Origin of the sequence: Streptomyces filipinensis (assembly GCF_014649495.1) — a bacterium.
GTDB lineage: Bacteria > Actinomycetota > Actinomycetes > Streptomycetales > Streptomycetaceae > Streptomyces > Streptomyces filipinensis.
The window spans coordinates 298,254-323,854 of the sequence record NZ_BMTD01000001.1 but is presented as its reverse complement, the minus strand read 5'-3'; the positions used below and the strand labels follow the sequence as shown (position 1 = coordinate 323,854).

Genomic DNA, 25,601 nt, shown 5'->3' with positions numbered 1-25,601 from the left:
AGGCGTGTGTGCGGCACGACATCGGCGCCGGGTGGGTGTGCGGCAGCAGCGGTGTCGGGTCTCCGGCGAGGGAACCGGATCAGAGTGTCAGAACCCCGGTCACGCCGACTCCTGACGGTTCCGCGTCACCCCTGATTGAGCAGGCTACCGAGCCCGGCGCTGGTCGGCCCGTTCAGCGGGTGGACCTGAACGGATCCGGTACCGAGCGGATTCTTCACCGGAATAGCGGGCTTCTTGTTGGTGCTGCGCCCCATACCGTCCAGGTATACACCGGAGATTTTCGCGGCCTTGTTCTTGCCGGTGACCGTCGACGCCTGGTTCGTGTCGAAGGCGCTGCCCTTGGTGAGGTTCCCCTGCTTGGCCACCCGCATCACCGTGTCTGCCGCGGGCACGAGCGCCGGGGTCACCTCGGTCTGGGACATGAGGCCGAGCGGTCCGGTTTCGCTGGCCGGCGCCTTTCCCGCGGCCGAAGCCGCGACAGCGGAGCCACCCACGAGACTCGCGCCGATGGCCAACGCCGCAGTTGTGAAAACTGCCTTCTTCATGATTCACCTCACTTGAAGTTATCTCTGATCCGACAGACGCAGAACATAGCAGTCCACAGTCGTCCCAAAGTGACGCACTACTCCATACGCATGAATGCCATGGGAGTGAAGGAGCGCATTCCTGGGGTTTATACAGAGGTATTCACATCTGGTCGGCGAATCAATTGATCGTATGGTGCTTCAAGCGTGGGAGAACTACGACACCACGTCCTTGCGGGCGAAGCCGCGGAAGGCCAGCGCGATGAGCACGACTGCGTAACTCAGGGAGATCGCTGTCCCCTGGATCATGCCGGACCACTCGGGGTGCGGCTGGACGGTGTCGGCCCAGGCGAACTGCCAGTGCGCGGGCAGGAAGTCACGCCAGTGGCCGAGGGCGGTGACGGCGTCCAGGACATTGCCGACGATGGTCAGGCCGACCGCGCCGCCGACCGCGCCCAGCGGGGCGTCGGTCCTCGTCGACAGCCAGAACGCGAGCCCCGCGGTGACCAGCTGGGACACGAAGACGTACGCCACGGTCACCGCCAGGCGCTGCACCGCCGTACCGGGGTCCAGCGCGCCGCCGGTGGGAATCTGCAGCGGGCCCCAGCCGTAGGCCGCCGTACCGGCGGCGAGGGCGACCACGGGGAGCAGGATCATCGCGGCGAGGCTCAGTCCGAGCGCCACCACCAGCTTGGACCACAGCAGCCGGGCGCGCGGCACGGGCGCGGCGAGCAGATAGCGCAGCGAGGACCAGCTCGCCTCCGAGGCGACCGTGTCCCCGCAGAACAGGGCGACCGGGATGACCAGCAGGAAGCCGGCCGAGACGAACAGGTTCACCGCGGCGAAGTTGGCGCCGGAGGCGGTGGCCGTGTCCATCAGGGTGACCTGGTCGTTCCGGCCGCCCGGGGCACCGCCGACGGCGAAGGCGATCAGCAGCACGAACGGCAGGAGCGCGAGGATCGCGCCCATGACCAGGGTGCGGCGCCGCTTGAGCTGCCGGACCAGCTCGACGCGCAGCGGCAGGGTGTGCCGCGTCCGGTAGCCGGAGGCGACCTCGGTGAGCGTGCTCATGCGGAACCTCCGATCAGGGTGAGGAAGGCGTCTTCCAGGCGGCGGTGCGGGCCGACCGAGGCGACCGGCACTTCCAGCCGCACCAGCTCCACCACCAGCCGCTCGGCCGTGCCGCCGAGTTCGAGCCGGATCAGCAGTCCGTCGTCGGTGCGCACGGCGGACGCGACGCCGGGCAGCGCGGCCACCTTGTCCACGACCGGGTCCTCCACGCTTGCGGCGGTGCCGACGAGCAGCGTGTCGCCGGAGCCGACGATCTCGCCGACCGGACCGGCCTGGACGAGCCGGCCGCGGTCCATGACGACCAGATGGGTGCAGGACTGCTCGACCTCGGCGAGGAGATGGCTGGAGACGATCACCGTGCGTCCGCCGGCCGCGTAGCGGATCATCACCTCGCGCATCTCGCGGATCTGGGGCGGGTCGAGACCGTTGGTGGGCTCGTCGAGGATGAGCAGGTCGGGCAGCCCGAGCATGGCCTGGGCGATGGCGAGGCGCTGGCGCATGCCCTGCGAGTAGGTGCGCACCGCGCGGGCGAGCGCGTCGCCGAGCCCGGCGATCTGCAGGGCCTCGTCCAGGTGGGCGTCGCCGGGCGGGCGACCGGTGGCCTGCCAGTACAGCTCCAGGTTCTCCCGGCCGGACAGATGCGGCAGGAAGCCCGCGCCCTCCACGAAGGCGCCGACCCTCGACAGCACGGGCGCTCCGGGCCGGACGGCGTGGCCGAAGACGCGGATCTCGCCGTCGTCCGGTGTGATCAGGCCCATCAGCATGCGCAGGGTGGTGGTCTTGCCCGCGCCGTTGGGTCCGAGCAGACCGAGCACCTGGCCCTTCTCGACGCGGAAGGACAGCTCGCGCACCGCGTACCGGTCGGCGGACTTGGCGTACCGCTTGCTCAGGTCCTTGATCACCAGCGGGACCTCGGCCAGCCCGGCATCGGGCGCGGGGCCGGCCGTCCGGCGGCGGACGGTGAGCAGCAGGGCGAGCGCGGCGGCCGCCGCGGCCACCGGCAGCCACCACACCCAGGCGGGCAGGGGCGCCGCGGCGGTGGCGACGGCCGGGGCCGTCGGCACGCTCAGGTCGCTCTTGAGGGAGACGGTGTAGGTGGCCGGGGCGGCCGGTGAGGCGTAGCCGAGGTCGGTGGAGGCGAGGACCAGGCGGAGCCGGTGGCCCTTCTGCACCTCGTGGTCGATCGCCGGGAGGGTGAGCGTGACGTCCTTGCCGGTCCTGGCGCCGGTCACCCGGAGGGGGGCGACCAGCTGGGAGGGCAGCACCTGCTGGGTGCCGTCGGGGCCGACGTCGTAGACCTTGCCGAAGAGGACGGCGTCGTCGCTGGTCGAGGCGATGCGGACGGTCGCGGTCGGGGTGCCGGTGATCTGCAGGTCGCGGCTGAGCGGGGCGGAGTCGAACCGGGCGTACTGGCCGGGGAAGTCGAGAGAGACGCCGAGGCCGAGCGCGGAGAGCCGGCTCAGGCCGCCGGAGCCGCCGAGGCCGGGCAGCGCGGAGACGCCGGGCGGGCTGGCGCCGGCCGGGTTGGCCACCCGCTGGCCGCCGCCGGTCAGGGCGATGGCGCGCGGGTGGTCGCGCAGGCCGGGGTAGGCGGTGGCGCTCGCGCCGCGCAGCTGGGCCGTGCCGTCCGTGGAGTTCACGCCTCCGGTGCGGGTGATCCGGAAGGCCGGACCGGTCGCGGCGCTCCTGTCGCCCTTCAGATACCGGTCGAACCACGCGCGCACGCGTGCCTGGCCCCGGTCACTCTCCATGTCGCCGCCGTCATGGCCGCCCGCGATCCAGTCGACGTCCACCGGGGCGCCGTTCGCCCGGATCGTCCTCCCGGCCGCGTCGGACTGGGCGAGGGTGAACAGGGAGTCCGTCTGGCCCTGCATGAACAGCGTGGGCACCTTGATGCGGGAGCCGACGGCGGACGGCGAGCGCTCCTGAAGCATCTCGCGGGCGGCCGGGTCGGGGGTGCCGGACTCGGCGACCCTGTCGTACATCCGGCACAGCGCGGGTTCGAAGCGGGTGCAGCCGCCGCCGGTGTTGAAGAAGACGCCGGCCCACAGCTTCTTGAAGACGCCGTTCGGGAACAGGGCGTCCGCGAGGTTCCAGTAGGTGATGGCGGGGGCGATGGCGTCGACCCGGTGGTCGTGTCCCGCGGCGAGCAGCGAGACCGCGCCGCCGTACGAGCCGCCGGCCATGCCCACGCGCGGGTCGCCGGGTCCGTCGAGCCGGACCTGGGGCCGCTTCGCCAGCCAGTCGATGAGCCGGGAGACGTCGGCGACCTCGCCCTTCGGGTCGTTGAGCCCGATCCGGCCGGTGGACCTGCCGAAGCCGCGCGCGGACCAGGTCAGGACCGCGTAGCCGTGCCGGGCGAGGTCCTGGGCCTGCTCGCGCACATCGTCCTTGCTGCCGCCGAAGCCGTGCGCCAGCAGGACGGCGGGGTGGCGGCCGGAGCCGGCGGGGGTGAAGAACGAGGTGTCCAGGCGCACGCCGTCGACCGCCATCACCTGGTCGCTCACCCGCACCGGGCGCGTGTCGTCGGAGGCGACGGCCGCCGTCCATGTCCCGGTGCCGGCGAGCGCCACGACGGCGGCCGCGGCGGCGAGCAGCCGGCGCGGCCCCTTGAGCAGCCCTCGCAGCGAGGACACCCGAAGATCCATGCCCTCAACGGTAAGGGCCGCCACCGACATCCGGGGAAGCCGCTGGGCTGAACGCCGGGCCCTCCCCCGGGAGTACGGAGCGGGTCCGGCGTACAGCACGCGTGGTACGGAGGGCCGGTCGGGCGCACGCGGCGGGGCCGCACCTCGGATGCGGCCCCGCGCGTGGCTGTTTCGGTTGTCCTGCCCGGGCCCCGGAGACCCGGAGCCGGAAGCCGGCCCCCTACGCGACCGCCTCCTCCTGGACGTCCTCCGGCAGGGACACCAGCCAGCGGGTCTCCCGGCGCGGGCGGAGGTAGAAGGCCCAGTAGAGGGTGGCGACGGCGGTGATGCCACCCGTCCACCACAGGTACGTCGGGTCCTGCTCGACCAGGATGTAGAGGAGCACCGCGATCAGCAGGACCGGCATGACCGGCCACAGCGGCATCCGCCACGCCTGCTTCCCGCCGTGCGCCCCGCGCCGGGCGAGCAGCGCGGCGACCGCGACCAGCAGGTACAGGCCGGTGACCGCGACGCCGGTGACGCCGTAGAGCGTGTCCAGGTTGACGAAGCAGAGGAAGGCACCGGGGACGCCGACGACGAGGGTGGCGACCCACGGGGAGCCGAACCGGCCCAGCTTGGCCAGGGCCTTGTTGACCGGCGAGGGCCAGGCCTTGTCGCGGGCGGAGGCGAACAGGACGCGGGAGTTCTGGATGACCATGACGATGCCCGCGTTGATGATCGCGAGGGCGACGCACAGGCTGACGAAGGTGCCGACGCCCGAGTTGCTCCAGGCGATGACCATGCTGGAGATGTCGCCGCTGGTCAGGGCCTTCAGGTCACCGGCGCCCAGGGTGATCGCGACGACCGGGACCAGGATGACGACGCTGGAGATGGCGAGGGTCGCGAGGACGGTACGGGCGACGTTGCGGCGCGGGTTCTCCAGTTCCTCGGAGAGGTAGACGGCGGTGGAGAAGCCCTGGGTGGCGAAGAGGGCGATGGCGAGCCCGGACAGGACCATCATGGCCGTGACCGGGTTGACGTGGGCGTGCCCGCCGGCGACCTGGAGGGAGCCGAGGCTGCTCACCGCGCGGTGGGAGTGGGTGAAGCCGAGGAGGGCGACGACTCCGGCGGCGACGACCTCCAGGACCAGGAAGATGCCGGTGATCCAGGCGTTGGCGCGCAGGTCCAGCAGACCGGCGAGGGTGGCCGCGAGCATCACGCCGGCGCCCGTCCAGGACGGGTCGAGGTGGATGACCGGGGCGAGGTAGTCCGCGGTGCCCATCGCGATGACCGGAGGGACGATCATCACGACGAGCAGCGACATCACGAAGGCCAGCCACCCGGCGAGCCGTCCGGCCAGGGTGGAGACGATGGCGTACTCGCCGCCCGCGCTGGGGATGAGGGTGCCCAGCTCCGAGTAGCAGAACGCCACGGGGATGCAGAGCAGCGCGCCGATGACGAGGCAGAGTGCCGTCGCGGTGCCCAGGCTGGAGAACAGGTCGGGCACGATCACGAAGAGCGTGGAGGCGGGCGTGACGCAGGACAGCGTCAGCAGGGTGCCGCCGACGACACCGATGGAACGCTTCAGCCCTGGTGAGTGGGCCGTCGCGGTGTCAACCACGGACTTCTGGAGCGTGTCGGTCATGCGGCGGTTCCGATCGACTCGTGCGGATGCCTCCGGCGGATGGGACGATGCCGCATGGAACCCCGACGAAAACCGCCACGTCAATGGGCGTTTACCTTCGGAATCCGCACTTCCGTAGAGTCCTGCGCCGCATCACTTTCCCAGGCTGCGGCGACCAATAGGAGCATCCATCAAGCCCTTTGGGAATGTGACCTTGCTTTCGAAGGTCAACTAACTCAAACCCCTTCACCACCCGTTTCGTCCCGCATAAACGGGAACCGCAGCGCACGGGTCAAAAAAAAGTCAGGCCGTCCGGAATCCGGACGGCCTGACGAAGGGCGGTGACTACCCTCAGTGGTTGCGCGGGAAGCCCAGGTCGACCCCCGCCGGGGCGTCGGCGGGGTCGGGCCAGCGGGTGGTGACGACCTTGCCGCGGGTGTAGAAGTGCGTGCCGTCGTTGCCGTAGATGTGGTGGTCGCCGAAGAGCGAGTCCTTCCAGCCACCGAAGGAGTGGTAGCCGACGGGGACCGGGATCGGGACGTTCACGCCCACCATGCCGGCCTCGATCTCCAGCTGGAAGCGGCGGGCCGCGCCGCCGTCCCGGGTGAAGATCGCGGTGCCGTTGCCGAACGGCGAGGCGTTGATGAGGGCCACGCCCTCCTCGTAGGTGTCGACGCGCAGCACGCACAGCACCGGGCCGAAGATCTCGTCCTGGTAGGCCTTGGCGCTCGTCGGCACCCTGTCGAGCAGCGAGATGCCGATCCAGTGGCCGTCCTCGAAGCCCTCGACGCTGTAGCCGGTGCCGTCGAGCACGACCTCGGCGCCCTCGGCGGCCGCACCCTCGACGTAGGAGGCCACCTTGTCGCGGTGGACCTTCGTGATGAGCGGGCCCATCTCGGAGGTCGGGTCGTTGCCGGGACCGATCTTGATCTTCTCGGCGCGCTCACGGATCTTGTCGACCAGTTCGTCGCCGATGGAACCGACCGCCACGACGGCCGAGATGGCCATGCAGCGCTCGCCCGCCGAGCCGTACGCCGCCGAGACCGCCGCGTCCGCCGCCGCGTCCAGGTCGGCGTCCGGCAGCACCAGCATGTGGTTCTTGGCGCCGCCCAGGGCCTGCACACGCTTACCGGCCGCGGAGGCGGTGGTGTGGATGTAGCGGGCGATCGGGGTGGAGCCGACGAAGGAGACGGCCTTGACGTCCGGGTGCTCCAGCAGCCGGTCGACGGCCACCTTGTCGCCGTGCACGACGTTGAACACACCGTCGGGCAGCCCGGCCTCCGACAGCAGCTCGGCGATCCTGACCGACGCCGAGGGGTCCTTCTCGGACGGCTTCAGCACGAAGGTGTTGCCGCACGCGATGGCGATCGGGAACATCCACATCGGGACCATCGCCGGGAAGTTGAACGGCGTGATGCCGGCGACGACACCGAGCGGCTGGCGGATGGAAGAGACGTCGACGCGGCTGGCGACCTGCGTGGACAGCTCGCCCTTCAGCTGCACGTTGATACCGCAGGCCAGGTCCACGATCTCCAGACCGCGGGCGACCTCGCCGAGCGCGTCGGAGTGCACCTTGCCGTGCTCGGCGGTGATCAGCTCGGCGATCTCGTCGCGGTGGGCGTCGAGCAGCGCGCGGAACTTGAAGAGGATGTTGGTCCGCTGGGCCAGCGAGGACTGGCCCCAGGTCGCGAAGGCGTCCTTGGCCGCCGCTACGGCCGCGTCCACCTCCTCGACCGACGCGAACGCGACCTTGGTGGTGACCGTGCCGGTCGCCGGGTCGGTGACCGGCCCGTACGTGCCCGACGCGCCTTCGGCGGTCTTCCCGCCGATCCAGTGGTTGACGATCTTCGTCATGCCCAGAGACTCCTTCTTACAGATGGCGGCGTCGGGTCGAGACGTGCCGTTCGTACAGCTCACGTGCCTTGACCGCCGACGGTCGGGTCGCGGTCTCGGCCACAGGAACATCCCACCAGGCCTGCGCCGGAGGCGCGCCCGACACAGTGTCGGACGTTTCGGTCTCCACGTAGACACATGTGGGAGTGTCGGCGGCGCGCGCCTGAGCGAGCGCCTCCCGCAGGTCGCGCACGGTCTTCGCGCGCAGGACCCGCATCCCCAGGCTGGCCGCGTTGGCGGCGAGGTCGAGGGGCAGCGGGGCACCCGTGTACGTCCCCTCCTGCGTGGGGTAGCGGTAGGCGGTGCCGAACCGCTCACCGCCCACCGACTCCGAGAGCCCGCCGATGGACGCGTACCCGTGGTTCTGCACCAGCAGCACCTTGATCGCGATCCCCTCCTGCACGGCGGTCACGATCTCCGTCGGCATCATCAGATAGGTGCCGTCGCCGACCAGCGCCCACACGTTCCGCTCGGGTGCGGCGAGCTTCACCCCGAGCGCGGCCGGGATCTCGTAGCCCATGCAGGAGTAGCCGTACTCCAGGTGGTACTGGTCGCAGGACCGTGCCCGCCACAGCTTGTGCAGATCGCCGGGGAGCGAGCCGGCCGCGTTGACGATGATGTCCGAGGCGTCCACCAGGGCGTCCAGGGCACCGATGACCTGCGTCTGGGTCGGCCGTACGTCGAGCTCGCCGGCCTCGAAGCAGGCGTCGACGCGCTGCTCCCAGCGCTCCTTGTCCTCTGTGTACTCGCCGACGTACGACTCCGCCGCCCTGTGCCCGTGCATCACCAGCGCCTCCGTCAGCTCGCCGAGGCCGCTGCGGGCGTCGGCGATCAGCGGGAGCCCGGCCAGCTTGTGGCCGTCGAAGGGCGCGATGTTGAGGTTGAGGAAGCGGACGTCCGGGTTCTCGAAGAGGGTGCCGGAGGCGGTGGTGAAGTCGGTGTAACGGGTGCCGACGCCGATCACCAGGTCGGCGGTGCGGGCCAGTTCGTCGGCGGTCGCGGTGCCGGTGTGGCCGACCCCGCCGACGTCCTGCGGGTGGTCGTGGCGCAGCGAGCCCTTGCCGGCCTGGGTGGAAGCGACCGGGATGCGGGTGGCCGACGCGAACTCGGCGAGGGCCGCCTCGGCCCGGCTGTGGTGGACGCCGCCGCCCGCGATGACCAGCGGCCGGCGTGCCTCGCGGACCGCGCGGACCGCCTCGGCGAGCTCGGTCGGGTCCGCGCCCGGACGCCGTACGGTCCACACCCGGTCGGCGAAGAACTCCTCCGGCCAGTCGAAGGCCTCCGCCTGCACGTCCTGCGGCAGGGCGAGGGTGACCGCGCCGGTCTCCACGGGGTCGGTGAGGACCCGCATCGCCTGGAGGGCTGACGGGATCAGGGCCTCGGGGCGGTGGACGCGGTCGAAGTACTTCGACACCGGGCGCAGCGTGTCGTTGACCGAGACGTCGCCCGCGTACGGAACCTCCAGCTGCTGCAGGACCGGGTCTGCGGGGTGGGTGGCGAAGACGTCACCGGGCAGCAGCAGGACCGGGAGGTGGTTGATGGTGGCGAGGGCGGCGCCGGTGACCAGGTTGGTGGCGCCGGGGCCGATGGACGTCGTCACCGCGTGCGTGGACAGGCGGTTCGACTGGCGGGCGTAGCCGACCGCCGCATGGACCATGGACTGCTCGTTGCGGCCCTGGTGGTACGGCATCACCCCGGCGTACTCGATCAGCGCCTGGCCGATCCCCGCGACATTGCCGTGGCCGAAGATGCCCCAGGTGGCGCCGATCAGCCGGTGCCGTTCGCCGTCGCGTTCGGTGTACTGGGCGGCGAGGAAACGGACCAGTGCCTGGGCGACGGTCAGCCGGATCGTCATCGGTAGCCCCCTGTGCTCTCTACGTGGTCGGGGTGGAAGCAGATCCGCCACTCCCGGGTCTCGCCCGGACCCGCCATGACGTTCAGGTAGTACATGTCGTGCCCGGGCTGGGCGATGGACGGGCCGTGCCATCCGTCGGGGACCAGGACGGCGTCCCCCGAGCGGATCTCGGCGAGGACGTCGGAGCCGCCCACGCGCGAGGGGAACACGCGCTGGTAGCCGAGACCGTTCGGGCCGTCGATCTCGAAGTAGTAGATCTCCTCCAGCTCGGACTCCTCGCCCGGCCGGTGCTCGTCGTGCTTGTGCGGCGGGTACGAGGACCAGTTGCCGCCCGGAGTGATCACCTCGACGGCGATCAGCCGGTCGCAGTCGAAGGAGTCGGCCGAGGCGAAGTTGCGCACCCGGCGGGCGCAGCTGCCGCTGCCGCGTTCCTCGACGGGGACCTCCGGCGCGGGGCCGTAGCGGGCGGGGAGTCGTCGCTCGCACTTCGCTCCTGCCAGGGCGAAGCGGCCTCCCGCGCCGGAGGCGATCTGGACCCGGGTGTCCCGGGGCGCGTACGCGAAGTCGGAGACCGACGCGAACACGCTTTCCCGACCCAGGAGTTGGAACTCACTGTGCTCAATTTGTACGGTACATCCGCCTTCCAGCGGAAGCACGATCCATTCACTGTCCCCCGTGGTGAACGTATGCGTACCGTTCGGTGCCAACTCCACGACACGCAGGCTGCTGTGCGTCCAGCCGGCCCGCTTCGGGTCGATGTCGACGGCGTACTGGGCGTTCGCGGTGGCACCCCGGGGCAGGTGCAGGTCGGTACTGGTCATGCGGCCCTCACAGCAGTCCTACGGCGGTGTCCACGGCGGCGGCCACATCGCCGTCCGCCGGGTACAGCAGCGAGCGGCCGACCACCAGGCCGCGCACGGTGGGCAGTTGCAGCGCGCCGCGCCACTTCTCGTACGCGGCGACCTGGTCCTCGGGCGAGTCGCCGATGTCGCCGCCGAGCAGCACGGCGGGCAGCGTGGAGGTCGCCATGACCCGGGCCATGTCGTCGGGGTTCTCGGTGACGGGCACCTTCAGCCAGGTGTAGGCGGAGGATCCGCCGAGGCCGGAGGCGATGGCGATGGACTTGGTGACCGCTTCGGCGGACAGGTCGTTGCGCACCTTTCCGTCGGGGGTGCGGCGGCTGAGGAACGGCTCGACGAAGACCGGCAGCCGGCGCGCGGCCATCTCGTCGATGGCACGGGCGGTGGACTCCAGGGTGGTCAGCGAGCCGGGGTCGTCGTAGTCGATGCGCAGCAGCAGTTTGCCCGCGTCGAAGCCGAGGCGCTGGATGTCCTCGGGGCGGTGCCCGGTGAAGCGGTCGTCCAGTTCGAAGCTGGCTCCCTGCAGTCCGCCCCGGTTCATGGAGCCCATGACCACCTTGTGGTCGAGGGCGCCGAGCAGGAGCAGGTCGTCCAGGATGTCGGCGGTGGCGAGGACGCCGTCGACGCCGGGGCGGCTCAGTGCCAGGCAGAGGCGTTCGAGCAGGTCGGCGCGGTTGGCCATGGCGAGCTTGCGGTCGCCGACGCCGAGCGCGCCGCGGGCCGGGTGGTCGGCGGCGACGATCATCAGCCGGCCGCTGTCGGTCAGCAGGGGGCGCCGGGCCCGGCGGACGGCGGCCTCGGCGATCGCCTCGGGGTGGTGGGTGCGGATGCGGACGAGTTCGGCCACGTCGACACGGGAGCGCCGGCCGGCGTCCCCGCCGTCGGTGTGCGTGCCCGCGACCCGGCCGGCCCTCACAGCACCGCCCCGGCGTCGAGCGCGGCGGCCACCTCGTCGGGGGTGGGCATCGCGGAGGAGCACTCCAGACGGGAGGCGACGATGGCGCCGGCCGCGTTGGCGTACCGCATGATCGTCTCCAGGTCCCAGCCGGCCAGCAGGCCGTGGCAGAGCGAGCCGCCGAAGGCGTCTCCGGCACCGAGGCCGTTGAGGACCTCGACGGGCAGCGGCGGGACCTCGGCCGACTCGCCGTCGCGGCTGACGGCGAGCACCCCCTTGGGTCCCTGTTTGACGACGGCGATCTCGACTCCCGCCCGCAGGAGCGCTCGGGCCGCCGCATGCGGGTCGCGCACGCCGGTGGCGACCTCCACCTCGTCCAGATTGCCGACGGCGACGGTCGTGTGCTTCAGGGCCTCGGCGTAGAAGGGGCGGGCTACGTCGGGGTCGGTCCAGAACATGGGCCGCCAGTCGAGATCGAAGACCGTCGTGCCCGCCTTCGCCCGGTGGGCGAGGGCCGCGAGGGTGGCCGTACGGCTGGGCTCCTCGCTCAGGCCGGTGCCGGTGACCCAGAAGACCCGGGCCTCCCGGACGGCGCCGAGGTCCAGCTCGTGGGCGTCGATCTCCAGGTCGGGGGCCTTGGGTTGCCGGTAGAAGTAGAGCGGGAAGTCGTCCGGCGGGAAGACCTCGCAGAAGGTGACCGGGGTGGGCAGGCCGGGGACCGGGGTGACCCAACGGTCGTCGACACCGAAGCCGCGCAGCGCCTCGTGCAGATAGGTGCCGAACGGGTCGTCGCCCGTGCGGGTGATCACGGCCGTGCGCCGGCCGAGCCGGGCCGCGGCGACCGCGACGTTCGTCGCCGACCCGCCGAGGAACTTGCCGAAGGACGACACCTGGGCGAGCGGGACACCGGTTTGCAGCGGGTAGAGGTCCACTCCGATCCGCCCCATGGTGATCAGGTCGTAGGCCATCGGCTTCCCTTCGTCATGACTCTCCCCGGTTTTGTAGTCCCGCACGCCGCGCCCTGTCAATGTTTTGTCCAGACATTCGGACCAATTCTCGACGCGACCCGCTCTCGACGCTGCTTCCGGTCGCCCGCACGCCCGCGCCGCGCTCGGGCAGCGGCGCACGAGCAGCGCGACCCACCGGCACCCCGGCGTACGCCTTTGCGACGCCTCTGTCACAAACGCCCCTTCCGTGTCACGGGTGTCACATGTACGCGGGTTGTGCGTCACACCGTCTCGACAGGCCCTGTCCTGTGGTCACTCAGCGTCGTTCACCGGACACAGGCTTGGTGATCGCCAGCGCAGCGCCCGGCTCCCCCGACGACCGCCCCCCGGTCGCCGCTGCGGCGCGCGCAGGGAGGTGCAGCTCATGACCGACCAGGGGCTCTGGTCCTACAAGGAGATCGCGGCGCACATCAGAGTGCAGCCGGACACCGTACGGTCCTATCGCAAGCACGGGCTGCTGCCCCCGCCCGACCATGTGGAGGGCGGCAAGCCCTACTGGTACGCGGACACCGTCCGCGCCTGGGTCGCCTCCCGCCCCGGCAACCGCGGCCGCCGCCCCGACTGACCCCGCCCGGTCACGCGTCCCGGGACACCCGCTGTGCCCCACCGTCCACGTGGGGCACAGCGCCGCTCAGGGGCCTGTGCGCACATCCCGTGCTCACCGGCACGTCCGTGGCTGCACCTTCCGGATGGTGAGGGCGGTCCTGGAACAGGAGCGGGCGGCCCGCCGAGGACGCCCCGGGACGGACGCGGCCGGCGCCGGCGCGGTGGTCAGGCGCGGCTCCACGGCTCGATGACCGTGACCCCGGCCCCGGGCGCCGTGCCCATCGCGGCGAGGGCCGCCGGTGCCGCGGCGAGGGTGAGGGTGGACGTCACCAGGAGATCGGGGCGCAGGACACCGGAGCGGACCAGGCGGAGCATGCCGGGGTAGGCGTGGGCGGCCATGCCGTGACTGCCGAGGAGTTCCAGCTCCAGGGCGACGGCCCGGGCCAGGGGGACGGGGGTGGTGCCGTCGGCCGAGGGCAGCAGCCCGACCTGGACGTGCCGGCCGCGGCGGCGCAGGCCGTTCACGGAGGCCGCGCAGGTGGCGGGCGAGCCGAGGGCGTCCAGGGAGAGATGGGCGCCGCCGGTGAGCTCGCGGACGGCGGCGGCCGGGTCGGACACACCCGTCGCGTCCAGACACTCGGCGGCGCCGAACTTCCGTGCCAGGCCGAGCGCTTGCGGGGAGACGTCGACGGCGACCACCCGGGCCCCCGAGGCCGCCGCGATCATCACGGCCGACAGCCCGACCCCGCCGCAGCCGTGCACCGCGACCCACTCCCCTGCCGCCACCCGGCCCTGCTGCACCACCGCGCGGTAGGCGGTGGCGAAGCGGCAGCCGAGGGCGGCGGCCGTGGCGTAGGACATGTCGTCCGGGATCGCGACCAGGTTGACGTCGGCGTGGTCGAGCGCGACGTACTCGGCGAAGGAGCCCCAGTGGTGGAAGCCGGGCTGGGTCTGGCGTTCGCACACCTGCTGGTCGCCCGCGGCGCAGGCCGGGCAGGTGCCGCAGGCGCAGACGAACGGCACGGTGACCCGGTCGCCGGGCCGCCACCCGGTCACCCGGGAGCCCACGGCCTCGACGACACCGGCGAGTTCGTGCCCGGGCACGTGCGGCAGCGTGATGTCGGGGTCGTGGCCCATCCAGCCGTGCCAGTCGCTGCGGCAGAGGCCGGTGGCTTCCACTCGGACGACCACGCCGTGCTCCGCGGGTTCCGGGTCGGGTACCTCCCGCACCTGTGCGGGAGTGCCGTACCGCTCGAAGACGACCGCTCGCATGTGCGCTCCTTCCGGGAACCTCCGCGAAGACTAGACGCTCCGGTGGCGGCGTGGCCGGGTGTCCGGTTCCCGATCGTCGTGGCCAGTCGCGGCCGCGGGCGGTGACCGCGTGGCCGGCGCGGACCCGCGGCTCTACGGGGCGTCCTCGCCGCCCTCGCTCACCCCGAACCGCGCGTGGAAGCGCCGCAGCGGCGCCGGCGCCCACCATGTGGCCCTCCCCGTGAGCCGCATGATCGCCGGGACCAGCAGGCTCCGGACCACCATCGCGTCCATCAGCACGGCGAGCGCGATACCGAGACCGAGCATCTTGGTGTTGGTCACCCGAGACGTGCCGATCGCGACCATCACCACCGCGAGGATGACGGCCGCCGCGGTGATCAGCCCGCCCGTGCGCTGCAGGCCGTGCCGCACCGCCGCGTCGTGGTCGCCCGTGCGGTCGTACTCCTCCTTGATGCGGGAGAGCAGGAACACGCCGTAGTCCATGGACAGTCCGAACGCCACGCAGAACATCAGCACCGGCAGGGTGGTCTCGATGGAGCCGGGGCTGGTGAAGCCGAGCGCACCGGAGAGATGGCCGTCCTGGAAGACCCAGACCACGGCGCCGAACATCGCCGTCAGGCTCAGCGCGTTGAGCACCACGGCCTGCACGGGTATCAGCACGCTTCCGGTGAGCAGGAACACCAGCAGCAGGGTGACGACGGCGATGAGCACGGCCGCCCAGGGCAGACGCTGGGCTATCGCGTGCTTGGTGTCGACGAGGACGGCGGCCGTACCGGTCACCCGGGTGTCGAAGGGGGCGTGCAGCGCGCGCAGGTCACCGGCCAGGCGCTGGGCCGTGTCACCGACGGCCTCTCCCTTCGGCTGCACCGTGAAGTAGGCGGCGTCACCCTTGACCAGCGGGCCGTCGACACGGACCACCTCGGGCAGGGCGGCCACCCGCTGCTTGTACGCGGCGTACTGGGACGCGGTGGCCCTGCCCTCGGCGAGGACCTCCAGGCCGCCGCCGGGGCTGCCCGGGAAGCCGTCCCGGATGTGCTCCTGGACCACGTGGGACTCGGCGGTCGAGGGCAGCTGACGGTCGTCGGCCGTACCGAACTTCACGCCCAGGAAGGGCAGTCCGAGGGTGACCAGCAGGACGGCGGTGCCGAGTGCGAAGAGCGGGGCGCGACGCATCACCAGGCCGGCGGTGCGCGCCCAGGCCGTCCCCTCGGCCGCCTTCGTCTCGCGGCGCCGGCGCAGCAGGCGGCGCAGGTCCAGGGAGTTGACCCGGTGGCCGAGCAGCACCAGCGCGGCCGGGAGCAGGATCAGCGCGGCTGCCGCGGCGAGCAGGACCACGGCGATGCCGGCATAGGCGAAGGACCGCAGGAAGTACTGCGGGAAGACCATCATGGCGGCGAGGGACACGGCCACCGTGAGGGCGGAGAAGAGCACCGTGCGCCCGGCCGTGCGCAGGGTCGCGCCGACCGCGGTCGACGGGTCGGCGCCCGTGGACAGTTCCTCGCGGTAGCGGCGGACGATGAACAGGGCGTAGTCGATCGCGAGGCCGAGGCCGAGGGCCGTGGTGAGGTTGAGCGCGAAGACGGAGACGTCGGTGAAGGTCGTCAGACCGCGCAGCACGGCGTTGGTGCCGAGGATGGCGACGATCCCGATTCCGAGCGGCAGCAGGGCGGCGACCGCGCTGCCGAAGACCATCACGAGCAGCACGAGGGTGATCGGCAGGGCGATCAGCTCGGCGCGGGTCAGGTCCTCCTTGATGATCGTCTGCATCTCGTGCCGGACGGCGACGATGCCGCCGACCTTCACCTTCAACGGGCCGTGGGGGCCCCGGTAGTGGGGCGCGATGCGGTCGAGCGTCCTGCCCATCGCGTTCTCGTCGCCGGTGATGCGGGCGGCGATCAGCGCCTCGTGGCCGTCCTTGGCGCGCAGGGCCGGTGATCCGCTCTGCCAGTAGGAGCCGACGCCGGTCACGCCCCTCTCCCCCGCCAGCCGGCCGGCCAGGTCCCGGGCCTCGGCGGCGACCGCCGGATCGTCGACCGAGGCGCGGCCGGTGTCGAGCAGGAGCAGCAGATTCGGCTGGGAGTCGGGGAACTCGCGCTCCAGCGCCTTGGTCGCGTACGTCGACTCGGCGGCCGGATCCTCCCAGCCGCCGCTGCCGAGGCGGTCCGCGACCCCGCTGCCGGCCAGCACGGCGAGCGCGGTGAGCAACAGGGCCACCAGCAGCGACAGGCGTGGGCGCGCGGTGACGAGGCGGGTGTAGCGCCCGCTCCGGGAGGGCGCCTTCGCCGGCGCCGCCTCCTCGGCCCGCGGTGGCGTGTTGACTTCGGTCATCTTGCGGTGTCCCCTTCACCACGACCCGTGCCCGCACGAACAGGCGGCACGGAGGAGCCGGTGCCATAAACTGGCAAACACGAGAGATCGCTCGCGTTTCTCAAGAATGCGAGCGACCGCTCGCGTTTGTCAATGACCTTGGGAGAGCTGGGGATAACGCGTGTCCGACACCTCGGAGAAGGAGCAGGCGCGGGAGAAGGAGCAGCCGCGCCGCCGGCAGGCGCGGGGGGAGCGCCGCATCGCCCAACTGCTCGAAGCGGCCGCCCGCGTCTTCTGCACCTCGGGCTACACGGCCGCCAGCACCAACGCCATCGCCCGCGAGGCCGGGGTCTCACCGGGCACGCTCTACCAGTTCTTCCCGAACAAGGAGGCCATCGCGATCGAGCTGGGCGACCGGCTCGTCCACGAGATGCGGGCGGCCTACGGCGAGGCGCTGGGCCCCGTCGACCCCGCCACCCCACTGGAGGAGGCCATCGGGTCCGCCGTCGACCGGTTCATCACCTTCAACACCGAACACCCGGTGTTCTTCGCGCTGATGCACGGCCCCGACGTCCCGGGCCGGATGGCCGAGCAGCACGACCAGCTGCACACGACGGTGCTCGGCCGGATCGAGGACCTGCTCGCCTCGCTCATGCCCGGCGCCGCCCCGGCCGACGTCACCCGGACGGCGCACGTCTGCCTCGGCGTCTACAAGTCCGGCCTGGAGCTGGTCCTCGCCCACGAGGGCGCCGAGCGCGTGGCCTACGTCCAGGAGATCAAGGACGTCCTGATCCGCTACCTGGAACCGCTGGTGGGCGAGCGGCTCGGCCGTAGCTGAGACCGGAGGCGGCCCCGGAGGGGTGATCCCGGGGGTCACCCGGACTGCGGCGGGCGGCACATCTGCCTAGAGTGCGGATAAACCGCCCAGCAGCTGTCCGAGGGATCCCCGTGAGCCACTCCCCGCCTCCCGGCACGCCCAGGGCCCGCATCCCCGGCCCCCAGCAGCCGCCACCGCCGTACCCGCGCATCGCGGCGGGCCTGTGGCGGCGCTGCCTGGGCGGCGGTTCCGCCCTGTGGACACTGACCGCCTGGATCACCTACGAGACCCGGAGCGGCATCCTGCTGCCGACGCTGATCCTGCTCGGCGGCTTTCTCGTACCGGTCGTCTTCGTGCTGTGGGCGTACGAACGGCACGGCCGCGACCTGGGCGTCAGTCCGATCCTCGGCTGTTTCCTGACCGGCGGGGCCCTCGGCGTGCTCGGCGCCTCGCTGACACAGGCTCCCCTCACGCACCCCTCCGCCGGGATGTTCGCCGGTCTCATCCTGATCGAGGAGACGGCCAAGCTCGCGGCGCTGGTGTTCGTGCTGCGCCGCGAGCCGGCCATCCGCGGACTGCGCGCCGGACTGGTGCTCGGCGCGGCCGTCGGCTTCGGCTTCGCGGCCCTGGAGAGCGTCGGGTACGCCTTCACGACGGCCGCCTCCCCCGGCGTCGAGCTGCGCGCGCTGCTGGAGACGGGGTTGCCGCGCGGCGTGCTGACCCCCCTGGGGCACGGCCTGTGGACCGCGATCGCCGGTGGTGTGCTGCTGTCCCGGCGCCGCCTGAGCGGGCACTTCCGGTTCGCCGCGCCGGTGGCCGGCGCCTGTCTGGGCGTCTCCCTGCTGCACGCGCTGTGGGACGCCACGCACGGCCTCGCGATCCGGGTGGTCGGCCGGCTGACCGGCCCCGGCATGGAGGGGCCGCTGTTCGCATCGGGGTACCCCGCGCGGCCGAGCCCCGGGCAGGAGCACCTGTTCGCGCTGTTCTCGGTGGGCGGTCTCGCCCTGGTGGCCCTGGCGGCCGTCGGATGGGTGCGCTCGCTGGCTCGCCGGGACACTCCTTGGAGAAATACCCCCTAGGGGTATAGTCTTGGGAAACGTGGGGCTCCCCCGTGGACCCCACCGGCCCCACACGCCTCGACGAGGAGTAACGACATGACCGCCCACACCGACACCCCGGGCTCCGTCACCACCGTCTACCAGGTGACCGGCATGAGCTGTGGCCACTGCGAGGGCTCCGTCTCCGGTGAGATCTCCCAGATCCCCGGCGTCCGCTCGGTGAAGGCCGTCGCGTCGACCGGCGAGGTCACCGTCGTCTCCGACGCCCCGCTGGACGACGAGGCGGTACGCGCCGCCGTGGACGAGGCCGGCTTCGAGCTGGCCGACCGGGCCTGATCAGCAAGGACGGTACGAGCAGGACCGGCGGACACGGCTCGCGCGCCGGGCCTGGGAGACAGGGCTCGTACGACCGGTCCCGCCCGCGCGCGGGGCCCGAAACCTTTCGCCGACCGGGCCGTGCCGACCAGCTGATACTGGATCCGCACGGTCCGGTCCGATGTCTGGAGTCCGGACATGACCAGCACCACCGCAGAGACAGCCATAGCCACGGGTACGACCTCCGAGGTCGAGCTGCTCATCGGCGGGATGACCTGCGCCTCCTGCGCCGCCCGGGTGGAGAGGAAGCTCAACCGGATGGAGGGCGTCAGCGCCACCGTCAACTTCGCCACCGAGAAGGCGAAGATCGCCTTCGGTGAGGGTGTCCTGGTGGCCGACCTGATCGCCACCGTCGAGAAGACGGGCTACACCGCCGAGGAGCCCGCGCCGCCCGAGCCCGAACCCGTGGCGGCCCCGAAGACCCCCGAGCAGGATCCCGAACTCGGCGCGCTGCGCCACCGCCTGCTCGTCTCCGCGCTGCTCGCCGCGCCCGTGGTCCTGCTCGCGATGGTCCCGGCGCTGCAGTTCGACAACTGGCAGTGGCTCTCCCTCACGCTCGCCGCGCCCGTCGTCGTCTGGGGCGGCGCGCCCTTCCACCGGGCCGCCTGGACCAATGCCCGGCACGGCGCCGCCACCATGGACACCCTGGTCTCGGTCGGCACGCTGGCCGCGTTCGGCTGGTCGCTGTGGGCGCTGTTCTTCGGTGACGCGGGCATGCCCGGGATGCACGACGCGTTCCGTCTCACCGTCTCGCGGATGGACGGCGCCTCCACCGTCTACCTGGAGGTCGCCGCCGGAGTCGTCGCGCTGATCCTGCTCGGCCGCTATCTGGAGGCCCGCTCCAAGCGGCGCGCCGGAGCCGCCCTGAAGGCGCTGATGGAACTGGGCGCCAAGGACGTGGCGGTGCTGCGGGACGGCCGCGAGATCCGGGTCCCGGTGTCGTCCCTGGCCGTCGGCGACCGGTTCGTCGTACGGCCCGGCGAGAAGATCGCCACCGACGGCACGGTGACCGAGGGTGTCTCCGCCGTCGACGCGTCCATGCTGACCGGCGAGTCGGTGCCGGTGGACGTCGCCCCGGGCGACCGGGTCACCGGCGCCACGGTCAACGCGGGCGGCCGGCTGGTCGTCGAGGCCACCCGGGTCGGCGCCGACACCCAGCTCGCCCGGATGGCGAAGCTGGTGGAGGACGCGCAGAACGGCAAGGCCGAGGTGCAGCGGCTGGCCGACCGGATCTCGGCCGTGTTCGTGCCCGTGGTCATCCTCGTCGCGCTCGGCACCTTCGGCGTCTGGCTGGGCGTCACGGGCGACACCGCCGCCGCGTTCACCGCCGCCGTCGCCGTCCTGATCATCGCCTGCCCCTGCGCGCTGGGCCTCGCCACGCCGACCGCGCTGATGGTCGGCACCGGCCGCGGCGCCCAGCTCGGCATCCTCATCAAGGGCCCCGAGGTCCTGGAGTCCACGCGCCGCGTCGACACGGTCGTCCTCGACAAGACCGGCACGGTCACCACCGGCCGGATGACCCTCCAGCAGGTGTACGTCGCCGACGGCGAGGACGAGAAGGAGCTGCTGCGGCTCGCGGGCGCCCTGGAGCACGCGTCCGAGCACCCCGTCGCGCGCGCCGTCGCCGCGGGCGCCGAGGAGCGGGCCGGCAGGCTCCCCCGGGTGGAGCATTTCGAGAACGTCCCCGGGCGGGGCGTACGCGGGCGCGTGGACGGCCGTGAGGTGGCCGTGGGGCGCCTGTTCGACGAGCTGCCGCAGGAGCTGGCCCGCGCGGCCCGCGAGTCCGAGCAGGAGGGCCGTACGGCCGTCGTGGCCGGCTGGGACGGCCAGGCCCGCGGCATCCTCGCCGTGGCCGACGCGGTCAAGGAGAGCAGCGCCGAGGCGGTACGCGAACTGCGCGCGCTGGGTCTGCGGCCGGTGCTGCTCACCGGGGACAACCGCACGGTCGCCGAGGCGGTCGCGCGCACGGTCGGCATCGACTCCGGGGACGTGTTCGCCGAGGTGCTCCCCGAGGACAAGGTCGATGTCGTACGACGGCTGCAGCGCGAGGGGCGGACCGTGGCCATGGTCGGCGACGGCGTCAACGACGCGGCCGCGCTCGCCACCGCCGATCTGGGCCTCGCCATGGGCACCGGCACCGACGCGGCGATCGAGGCCGGCGATCTGACGCTGGTGCGCGGGGACCTGCGCGTGGCCGCCGACGCCATCCGGCTGTCCCGGCGGACCCTGGCCACCATCAAGGGCAACCTGGTGTGGGCCTTCGGCTACAACGTGGCCGCGCTGCCGCTGGCCGCCGCCGGGCTGCTCAACCCGATGATCGCCGGCGCGGCGATGGCCTTCTCCTCGGTCTTCGTGGTGACCAACAGTCTGCGGCTGCGCCGGTTCCGCTGAAGTCCCGCGGGGTTACCGGCGGTTCACCGACAGCTGAAGTGGGAGACCCCCTGGAGTCCTGCGCGAGCCTCACATAAGCTCTTCACAAGGCTCGCGCATCATCCTTACGCTTGGGCCCCGATCGCCGTATCGGGGCTCTTGCGCACCTAAAGGACATATGCAAGAGACGCAGATCACAGTGATGCGAACGTAACCATCGAAGGGGTTCGAAGGTCTAAGTTGGCGATGTCGGTTCGGCGTCTTGGGGGGCGTCGATCGGCATCTGGGGATGTCTTGGGGGACTTCCTCAGAGATGCGTTGCCGGGGCACGCACACCGGGAAGCTTTGAGCGGCCCTCCCGCGTGCGTTGTCCCGGCAGATCGCACCGCATCACTGGGGCAGGGCGAGTTTTGCTCGTTCTGCTCACAGACAGCGATTCAGGCGCTGTCCTCTCCGAGCGCCCGGCCGGATCCCGTGGGGGGAATCCGCACCGGGACATAGGAAGGCGCCCTGGTCGTCGGCCCGTGGGGGGACCGGCGTCTCAGGGCGCCTTCTGCGTTCCGCTTGCACTACGGGCCGGGCTCCGCCCCGGAGGCGGACCGAGGGCCCACCCATGGGGCAGGCCCTGTCGCCCGGCGGTTCACCAGCCATCCAGCAGGCCGGCACCGGCCAACGGGGCACCACCGAGCGGCGCCCCCCACCGGCAGGTGTCAGCGCTCCTCGACCGGCACGAAGTCGCGCAGCTCCACGCCCGTGTAGATCTGGCGCGGGCGGCCGATGCGCGAACCCGGCTCCTTGATCATCTCGGTCCACTGGGCGATCCAGCCCGGCAGGCGGCCGAGGGCGAACAGGACCGTGAACATCTCGGTCGGGAAGCCCATGGCCCGGTAGATCAGACCGGTGTAGAAGTCGACGTTCGGGTACAGCTTGCGCTCGACGAAGTAGTCGTCGGAGAGGGCGTGCTCCTCCAGCTTCAGGGCGATGTCGAGGAGCTCGTCCTCCTTGCCCAGCGCGGAGAGCACATCGTGCGCGGCGGCCTTGATGATCTTGGCGCGCGGGTCGAAGTTCTTGTAGACCCGGTGGCCGAAGCCCATCAGCCGGACGCCGTCCTCCTTGTTCTTCACCTTGCGGATGAAGGTGTCGACGTCGGAGCCGGAGTCGCGGATGCCTTCGAGCATCTCCAGCACGGACTGGTTGGCGCCGCCGTGCAGCGGGCCCCACAGCGCGCTGATACCGGCCGAGATCGAGGCGAACATGTTGGCCTGCGAGGAACCGACCAGACGGACCGTCGAGGTCGAACAGTTCTGCTCGTGGTCGGCGTGCAGGATCAGCAGCTTGTCCAGCGCCGCGACGACGACCGGGTCCAGCTCGAACTCCTGCGCCGGGACCGAGAAGGTCATACGCAGGAAGTTCTCGACGTAGCCGAGGTCGTTGCGCGGGTAGACGAACGGGTGGCCGATCGACTTCTTGTACGCGTACGCCGCGATCGTCGGAAGCTTGGCGAGCAGGCGGATCGTGGAGAGGTTGCGCTGCTTCTCGTCGAACGGGTTGTGACTGTCCTGGTAGAAGGTGGACAGCGCCGAGACGACCGAGGACAGCATGGCCATCGGGTGGGCGTCGCGCGGGAAGCCCTTGTAGAAGTTCTTGACGTCCTCGTGCAGCAGGGTGTGCCGCGTGATGTCGTTCTTGAACGTCGTCAGCTCGTCGACGGTGGGCAGCTCGCCGTTGATCAGCAGGTACGCCACCTCAAGGAAGGTGGAGCGCTCGGCCAGCTGCTCGATGGGGTAGCCGCGGTAGCGGAGGATGCCCGCCTCGCCGTCGAGGTAGGTGACGCCGGATTTATAGGCGGCCGTGTTGCCGTAACCGCTGTCCAGAGTCACCAGACCGGTCTGGGCGCGGAGCTTCCCGATGTCGAAGCCCTTGTCACCGACGGTGCTGTCGACCACCGGGTAGGTGTACTCGCCGTCGCCGAACCGCAGTACTACAGAGTTGTCGCTCACGTCTTCCCTCACCGACGTAGTGCCTCATCTTCGAGGTGCCCTGACTGTCTCTACCATCCCCCATTTGGCTCAGGAGAGTGCACTCGGGGTCGACCATTGGGCCTATCGGCGGCACTCAGTGCCGCCAACCTGCTCATCCTGCCCCCTCCGAACGGCATCTGGAAGTGCTCTGTGACCTTCACGACTCATTTGATCGATCATTTTTTGTGATGCCGCCCGCCGGCCGTACGAGCCGGTTACGCCAGCCTGAAGTCGAGTGCCGTACAACGCCGTCCGGCCGACACCGTGCGCACCGCCTGTCCGATCGCCTTGCGCGAACCGACGAGGACGACCAGCCGCTTGGCCCGGGTGACCGCCGTGTAGAGCAGGTTCCGCTGCAGCATCATCCATGCTCCGGTCGTGACGGGAATCACCACAGCGGGATATTCACTCCCCTGTGAGCGGTGGATGGTCACCGCGTACGCATGGGCAAGTTCGTCCAGTTCGTCGAATTCGTACGGAACCTCCTCGTCCTCGTCCGTCAGCACCGTCAGGCGCTGGTCGACCGGGTCGAGCGAGGTGACGACGCCGACGGTGCCGTTGAAGACACCGTTCTTCCCTTTCTCGTAATTGTTGCGAATCTGGGTGACCTTGTCGCCGACGCGGAAGACCCGGCCTCCGAACCGCTTCTCCGGCACATCGGGCCGGCCGGGCGTGACGGCCTGCTGCAGCAGCCCGTTGAGCACGCCCGCCCCGGCCGGACCCCGGTGCATCGGCGCGAGCACCTGCACGTCCCGGCGCGGGTCCAGCCCGAACCTGGCCGGAATCCGTCGTGCGGCCACGTCCACCGTGAGCCGCCCGGCCTCCTCGGTGTCGTCCTCGACGAAGAGGAAGAAGTCCTTCAGCCCGTCGGTGAGCGGATGCTGCCCGGCGTTGATCCGGTGCGCGTTGGTGACGACGCCGGACTCCTGGGCCTGCCGGAAGACCCGGGTGAGCCGGACGGCGGGAAGGGGGCTCCCGTCGGCCAGCAGGTCCCGCAGGACCTCGCCGGCGCCGACGCTGGGCAGCTGGTCGACGTCTCCCACGAAGAGGAGGTGCGCTCCCGGCGGCACGGCCTTGACCAGCTTGTTGGCGAGCAGAAGGTCCAGCATGGAGGCCTCGTCCACGACGACGAGGTCGGCATCGAGCGGACGGTCCCGGTCATAGGCGGCGTCCCCGCCGGGCTTCAGCTCCAGCAGCCGGTGCACGGTGGAGGCGTCGGCGCCGGTCAGCTCGGCCAGCCGCTTGGCGGCGCGCCCCGTCGGCGCGGCGAGCAGCACCTTGGCCTGCTTGGCGCGGGCCAGCTCCACGATCGAGCGGACCGTGAAGGACTTGCCGCAGCCGGGTCCGCCGGTGAGGACGGCGACCTTCTCACTGAGCGCGAGCCGCACGGCGGCTTCCTGCTCGGGGGCGAGATCGGCGCCCGTGCGGCCCTTCAGCCAGCCGAGCGCCCTGCCCCAGTCCACGTCCCGGAAGGCGGGCATCCGGTCCTGGTCGGTCCGCAGGAGGCGCAGCAGCTGGGAGGAGAGGGACAGCTCGGCGCGGTGGAAGGGGACGAGGTACACGGCGGTGACGGGTTCACCGGCGGCACCGTCGGGCCCGGGCACCTTCTCGCGTACGACGCCCGGTTCCGCGCCGTCCTCTCCCGGCTCGGCCAGCTCCGCGAGGCACTCGATGACCAGTCCGGTGTCGACGGCGAGCAGCTTCACGGCGTCGGAGATCAGCCGCTCCTCCGGCAGGAAGCAGTGCCCCTGGTCGGCGGACTGGGAGAGGGCGTACTGCAGGCCGGCCTTGACCCGCTCCGGGCTGTCGTGCGGGATGCCGACGGACTGGGCGATCTTGTCGGCGGTCAGGAAGCCGATGCCCCAGACGTCGGCGGCGAGCCGGTAGGGCTGCTCCTTGACGACCGAGATCGACGCGTCGCCGTACTTCTTGTAGATCCGCACGGCGATGGAGGTGGACACCTCGACGGTCTGGAGGAAGAGCATGACCTCCTTGATCGCCTTCTGCTCCTCCCAGGCGTCGGCGATCTTCCCGGTCCGCTTGGGGCCGAGGCCGGGGACTTCGATGAGGCGCTTCGGCTCCTCCTCGATGACGCGGAGGGTGTCCAGCCCGAAGTGCTGCGTGATCCGGTCGGCGAACACCGGCCCGATGCCCTTGACCAGGCCGGATCCCAGATAGCGCCGGATGCCCTGGACGGTGGCGGGCAGGACGGTCGTGTAGTTCTCGACATGGAACTGCTTGCCGTACTGCGGGTGCGACCCCCAGCGGCCCTCCATCCGCAGCGACTCACCGACCTGGGCACCGAGCAGCGCGCCGACGACCGTGAGGAGGTCACCGCCGCCTCTTCCGGTGTCGACCCGGGCGACCGTGTAGCCGTTCTCCTCGTTGGCGTACGTGATCCGCTCCAGCACGCCTTCGAGTACGGCGAGCCGCCGCTCTCCGCTCTGGGTCCCCGTCTGTCGAGCCATGATCCGACGGT

At 71.3% G+C, this 25,601-nt stretch carries 18 protein-coding genes; 5 read left to right on the top strand and 13 right to left on the bottom strand.

What is annotated here, in order from left to right:
* Positions 1-125: 125 nt before the first annotated feature.
* The 9 genes from IE244_RS01405 to iolC form a co-directional block, all read right to left on the bottom strand.
* On the bottom strand, positions 126-545 hold the full coding sequence (locus tag IE244_RS01405) for a hypothetical protein (RefSeq protein ID WP_229853905.1): 420 nt from the start codon (positions 543-545) through the stop codon (positions 126-128).
* Positions 546-740: 195 nt separating this feature from the next.
* Positions 741-1,595, bottom strand: coding sequence for an ABC transporter permease (locus IE244_RS01400; RefSeq protein ID WP_191870774.1), 855 nt, complete (start codon positions 1,593-1,595; stop codon positions 741-743).
* A complete protein-coding gene (locus tag IE244_RS01395; protein WP_191870773.1) occupies positions 1,592-4,243 on the bottom strand; it encodes a CocE/NonD family hydrolase in 2,652 nt (883 codons plus the stop codon). The genes IE244_RS01400 and IE244_RS01395 overlap by 4 nt, the downstream gene beginning before the upstream one ends.
* 220 nt (positions 4,244-4,463) lie before the next feature.
* Positions 4,464-5,867 (bottom strand): APC family permease, encoded by a 1,404-nt coding sequence (locus tag IE244_RS01390; protein WP_191870772.1) that lies wholly within the window; start codon positions 5,865-5,867, stop codon positions 4,464-4,466.
* 330 nt (positions 5,868-6,197) lie between these two features.
* Positions 6,198-7,700 carry a CoA-acylating methylmalonate-semialdehyde dehydrogenase gene (mmsA, locus tag IE244_RS01385; RefSeq protein WP_191870771.1) on the bottom strand — a complete coding sequence of 501 codons (1,503 nt, stop codon included), beginning with the start codon at positions 7,698-7,700 and terminating at the stop codon, positions 6,198-6,200.
* Positions 7,701-7,716: 16 nt separating this feature from the next.
* Positions 7,717-9,594, bottom strand: coding sequence for a 3D-(3,5/4)-trihydroxycyclohexane-1,2-dione acylhydrolase (decyclizing) (gene iolD / locus IE244_RS01380; RefSeq protein ID WP_191870770.1), 1,878 nt, complete (start codon positions 9,592-9,594; stop codon positions 7,717-7,719).
* Positions 9,591-10,415 (bottom strand): 5-deoxy-glucuronate isomerase, encoded by an 825-nt coding sequence (gene iolB / locus IE244_RS01375; protein ID WP_191870769.1) that lies wholly within the window; start codon positions 10,413-10,415, stop codon positions 9,591-9,593. Before iolB ends, iolD begins: the two co-directional genes overlap by 4 nt.
* Positions 10,416-10,422: 7 nt before the next feature.
* Positions 10,423-11,301, bottom strand: coding sequence for a Cgl0159 family (beta/alpha)8-fold protein (locus tag IE244_RS01370; protein ID WP_191871377.1), 879 nt, complete (start codon positions 11,299-11,301; stop codon positions 10,423-10,425).
* Between the two features lie 65 nt (positions 11,302-11,366).
* Entirely contained in the window at positions 11,367-12,317 is a 951-nt protein-coding gene (gene iolC / locus IE244_RS01365) for a 5-dehydro-2-deoxygluconokinase (protein ID WP_191870768.1), read from the bottom strand.
* 403 nt (positions 12,318-12,720) lie between these two features.
* Here iolC and IE244_RS01360 point away from each other — a divergent pair, with 403 nt between their 5' ends.
* A complete protein-coding gene (locus IE244_RS01360; protein WP_031159855.1) occupies positions 12,721-12,921 on the top strand; it encodes a helix-turn-helix transcriptional regulator in 201 nt (66 codons plus the stop codon).
* A 206-nt stretch (positions 12,922-13,127) separates the two neighbouring features.
* Here IE244_RS01360 and IE244_RS01355 read toward each other — a convergent pair whose 3' ends face one another.
* A complete protein-coding gene (locus tag IE244_RS01355; RefSeq protein ID WP_191870767.1) occupies positions 13,128-14,174 on the bottom strand; it encodes a zinc-dependent alcohol dehydrogenase family protein in 1,047 nt (348 codons plus the stop codon).
* Between the two features lie 132 nt (positions 14,175-14,306).
* A complete protein-coding gene (locus tag IE244_RS01350; protein ID WP_191870766.1) occupies positions 14,307-16,502 on the bottom strand; it encodes an MMPL family transporter in 2,196 nt (731 codons plus the stop codon).
* A 160-nt stretch (positions 16,503-16,662) separates the two neighbouring features.
* On the opposite strand from IE244_RS01350, the gene IE244_RS01345 reads away from it, so the two are divergent.
* From IE244_RS01345 to IE244_RS01330, 4 genes are all read left to right on the top strand, one after another.
* Positions 16,663-17,319, top strand: coding sequence for a TetR/AcrR family transcriptional regulator (locus IE244_RS01345; protein ID WP_191870765.1), 657 nt, complete (start codon positions 16,663-16,665; stop codon positions 17,317-17,319).
* Positions 17,320-17,429: 110 nt separating this feature from the next.
* Complete coding sequence (locus IE244_RS01340; RefSeq protein WP_191870764.1) at positions 17,430-18,377, top strand: PrsW family intramembrane metalloprotease; 948 nt, start codon at positions 17,430-17,432, stop codon at positions 18,375-18,377.
* Positions 18,378-18,452: 75 nt separating this feature from the next.
* Positions 18,453-18,692, top strand: a complete 240-nt coding sequence (locus IE244_RS01335; RefSeq protein WP_191870763.1) for a heavy-metal-associated domain-containing protein — start codon at positions 18,453-18,455, stop codon at positions 18,690-18,692.
* A 177-nt stretch (positions 18,693-18,869) separates the two neighbouring features.
* Positions 18,870-21,122 carry a heavy metal translocating P-type ATPase gene (locus IE244_RS01330; protein WP_191870762.1) on the top strand — a complete coding sequence of 751 codons (2,253 nt, stop codon included), beginning with the start codon at positions 18,870-18,872 and terminating at the stop codon, positions 21,120-21,122.
* A gap of 689 nt (positions 21,123-21,811) precedes the next feature.
* Here IE244_RS01330 and IE244_RS01325 read toward each other — a convergent pair.
* Both IE244_RS01325 and recD2 read right to left on the bottom strand, forming a co-directional pair.
* Positions 21,812-23,101 carry a citrate synthase gene (locus IE244_RS01325; RefSeq protein ID WP_191870761.1) on the bottom strand — a complete coding sequence of 430 codons (1,290 nt, stop codon included), beginning with the start codon at positions 23,099-23,101 and terminating at the stop codon, positions 21,812-21,814.
* Between the two features lie 236 nt (positions 23,102-23,337).
* Positions 23,338-25,590, bottom strand: a complete 2,253-nt coding sequence (gene recD2 / locus IE244_RS01320; RefSeq protein ID WP_191870760.1) for an SF1B family DNA helicase RecD2 — start codon at positions 25,588-25,590, stop codon at positions 23,338-23,340.
* Positions 25,591-25,601: the final 11 nt, after the last annotated feature.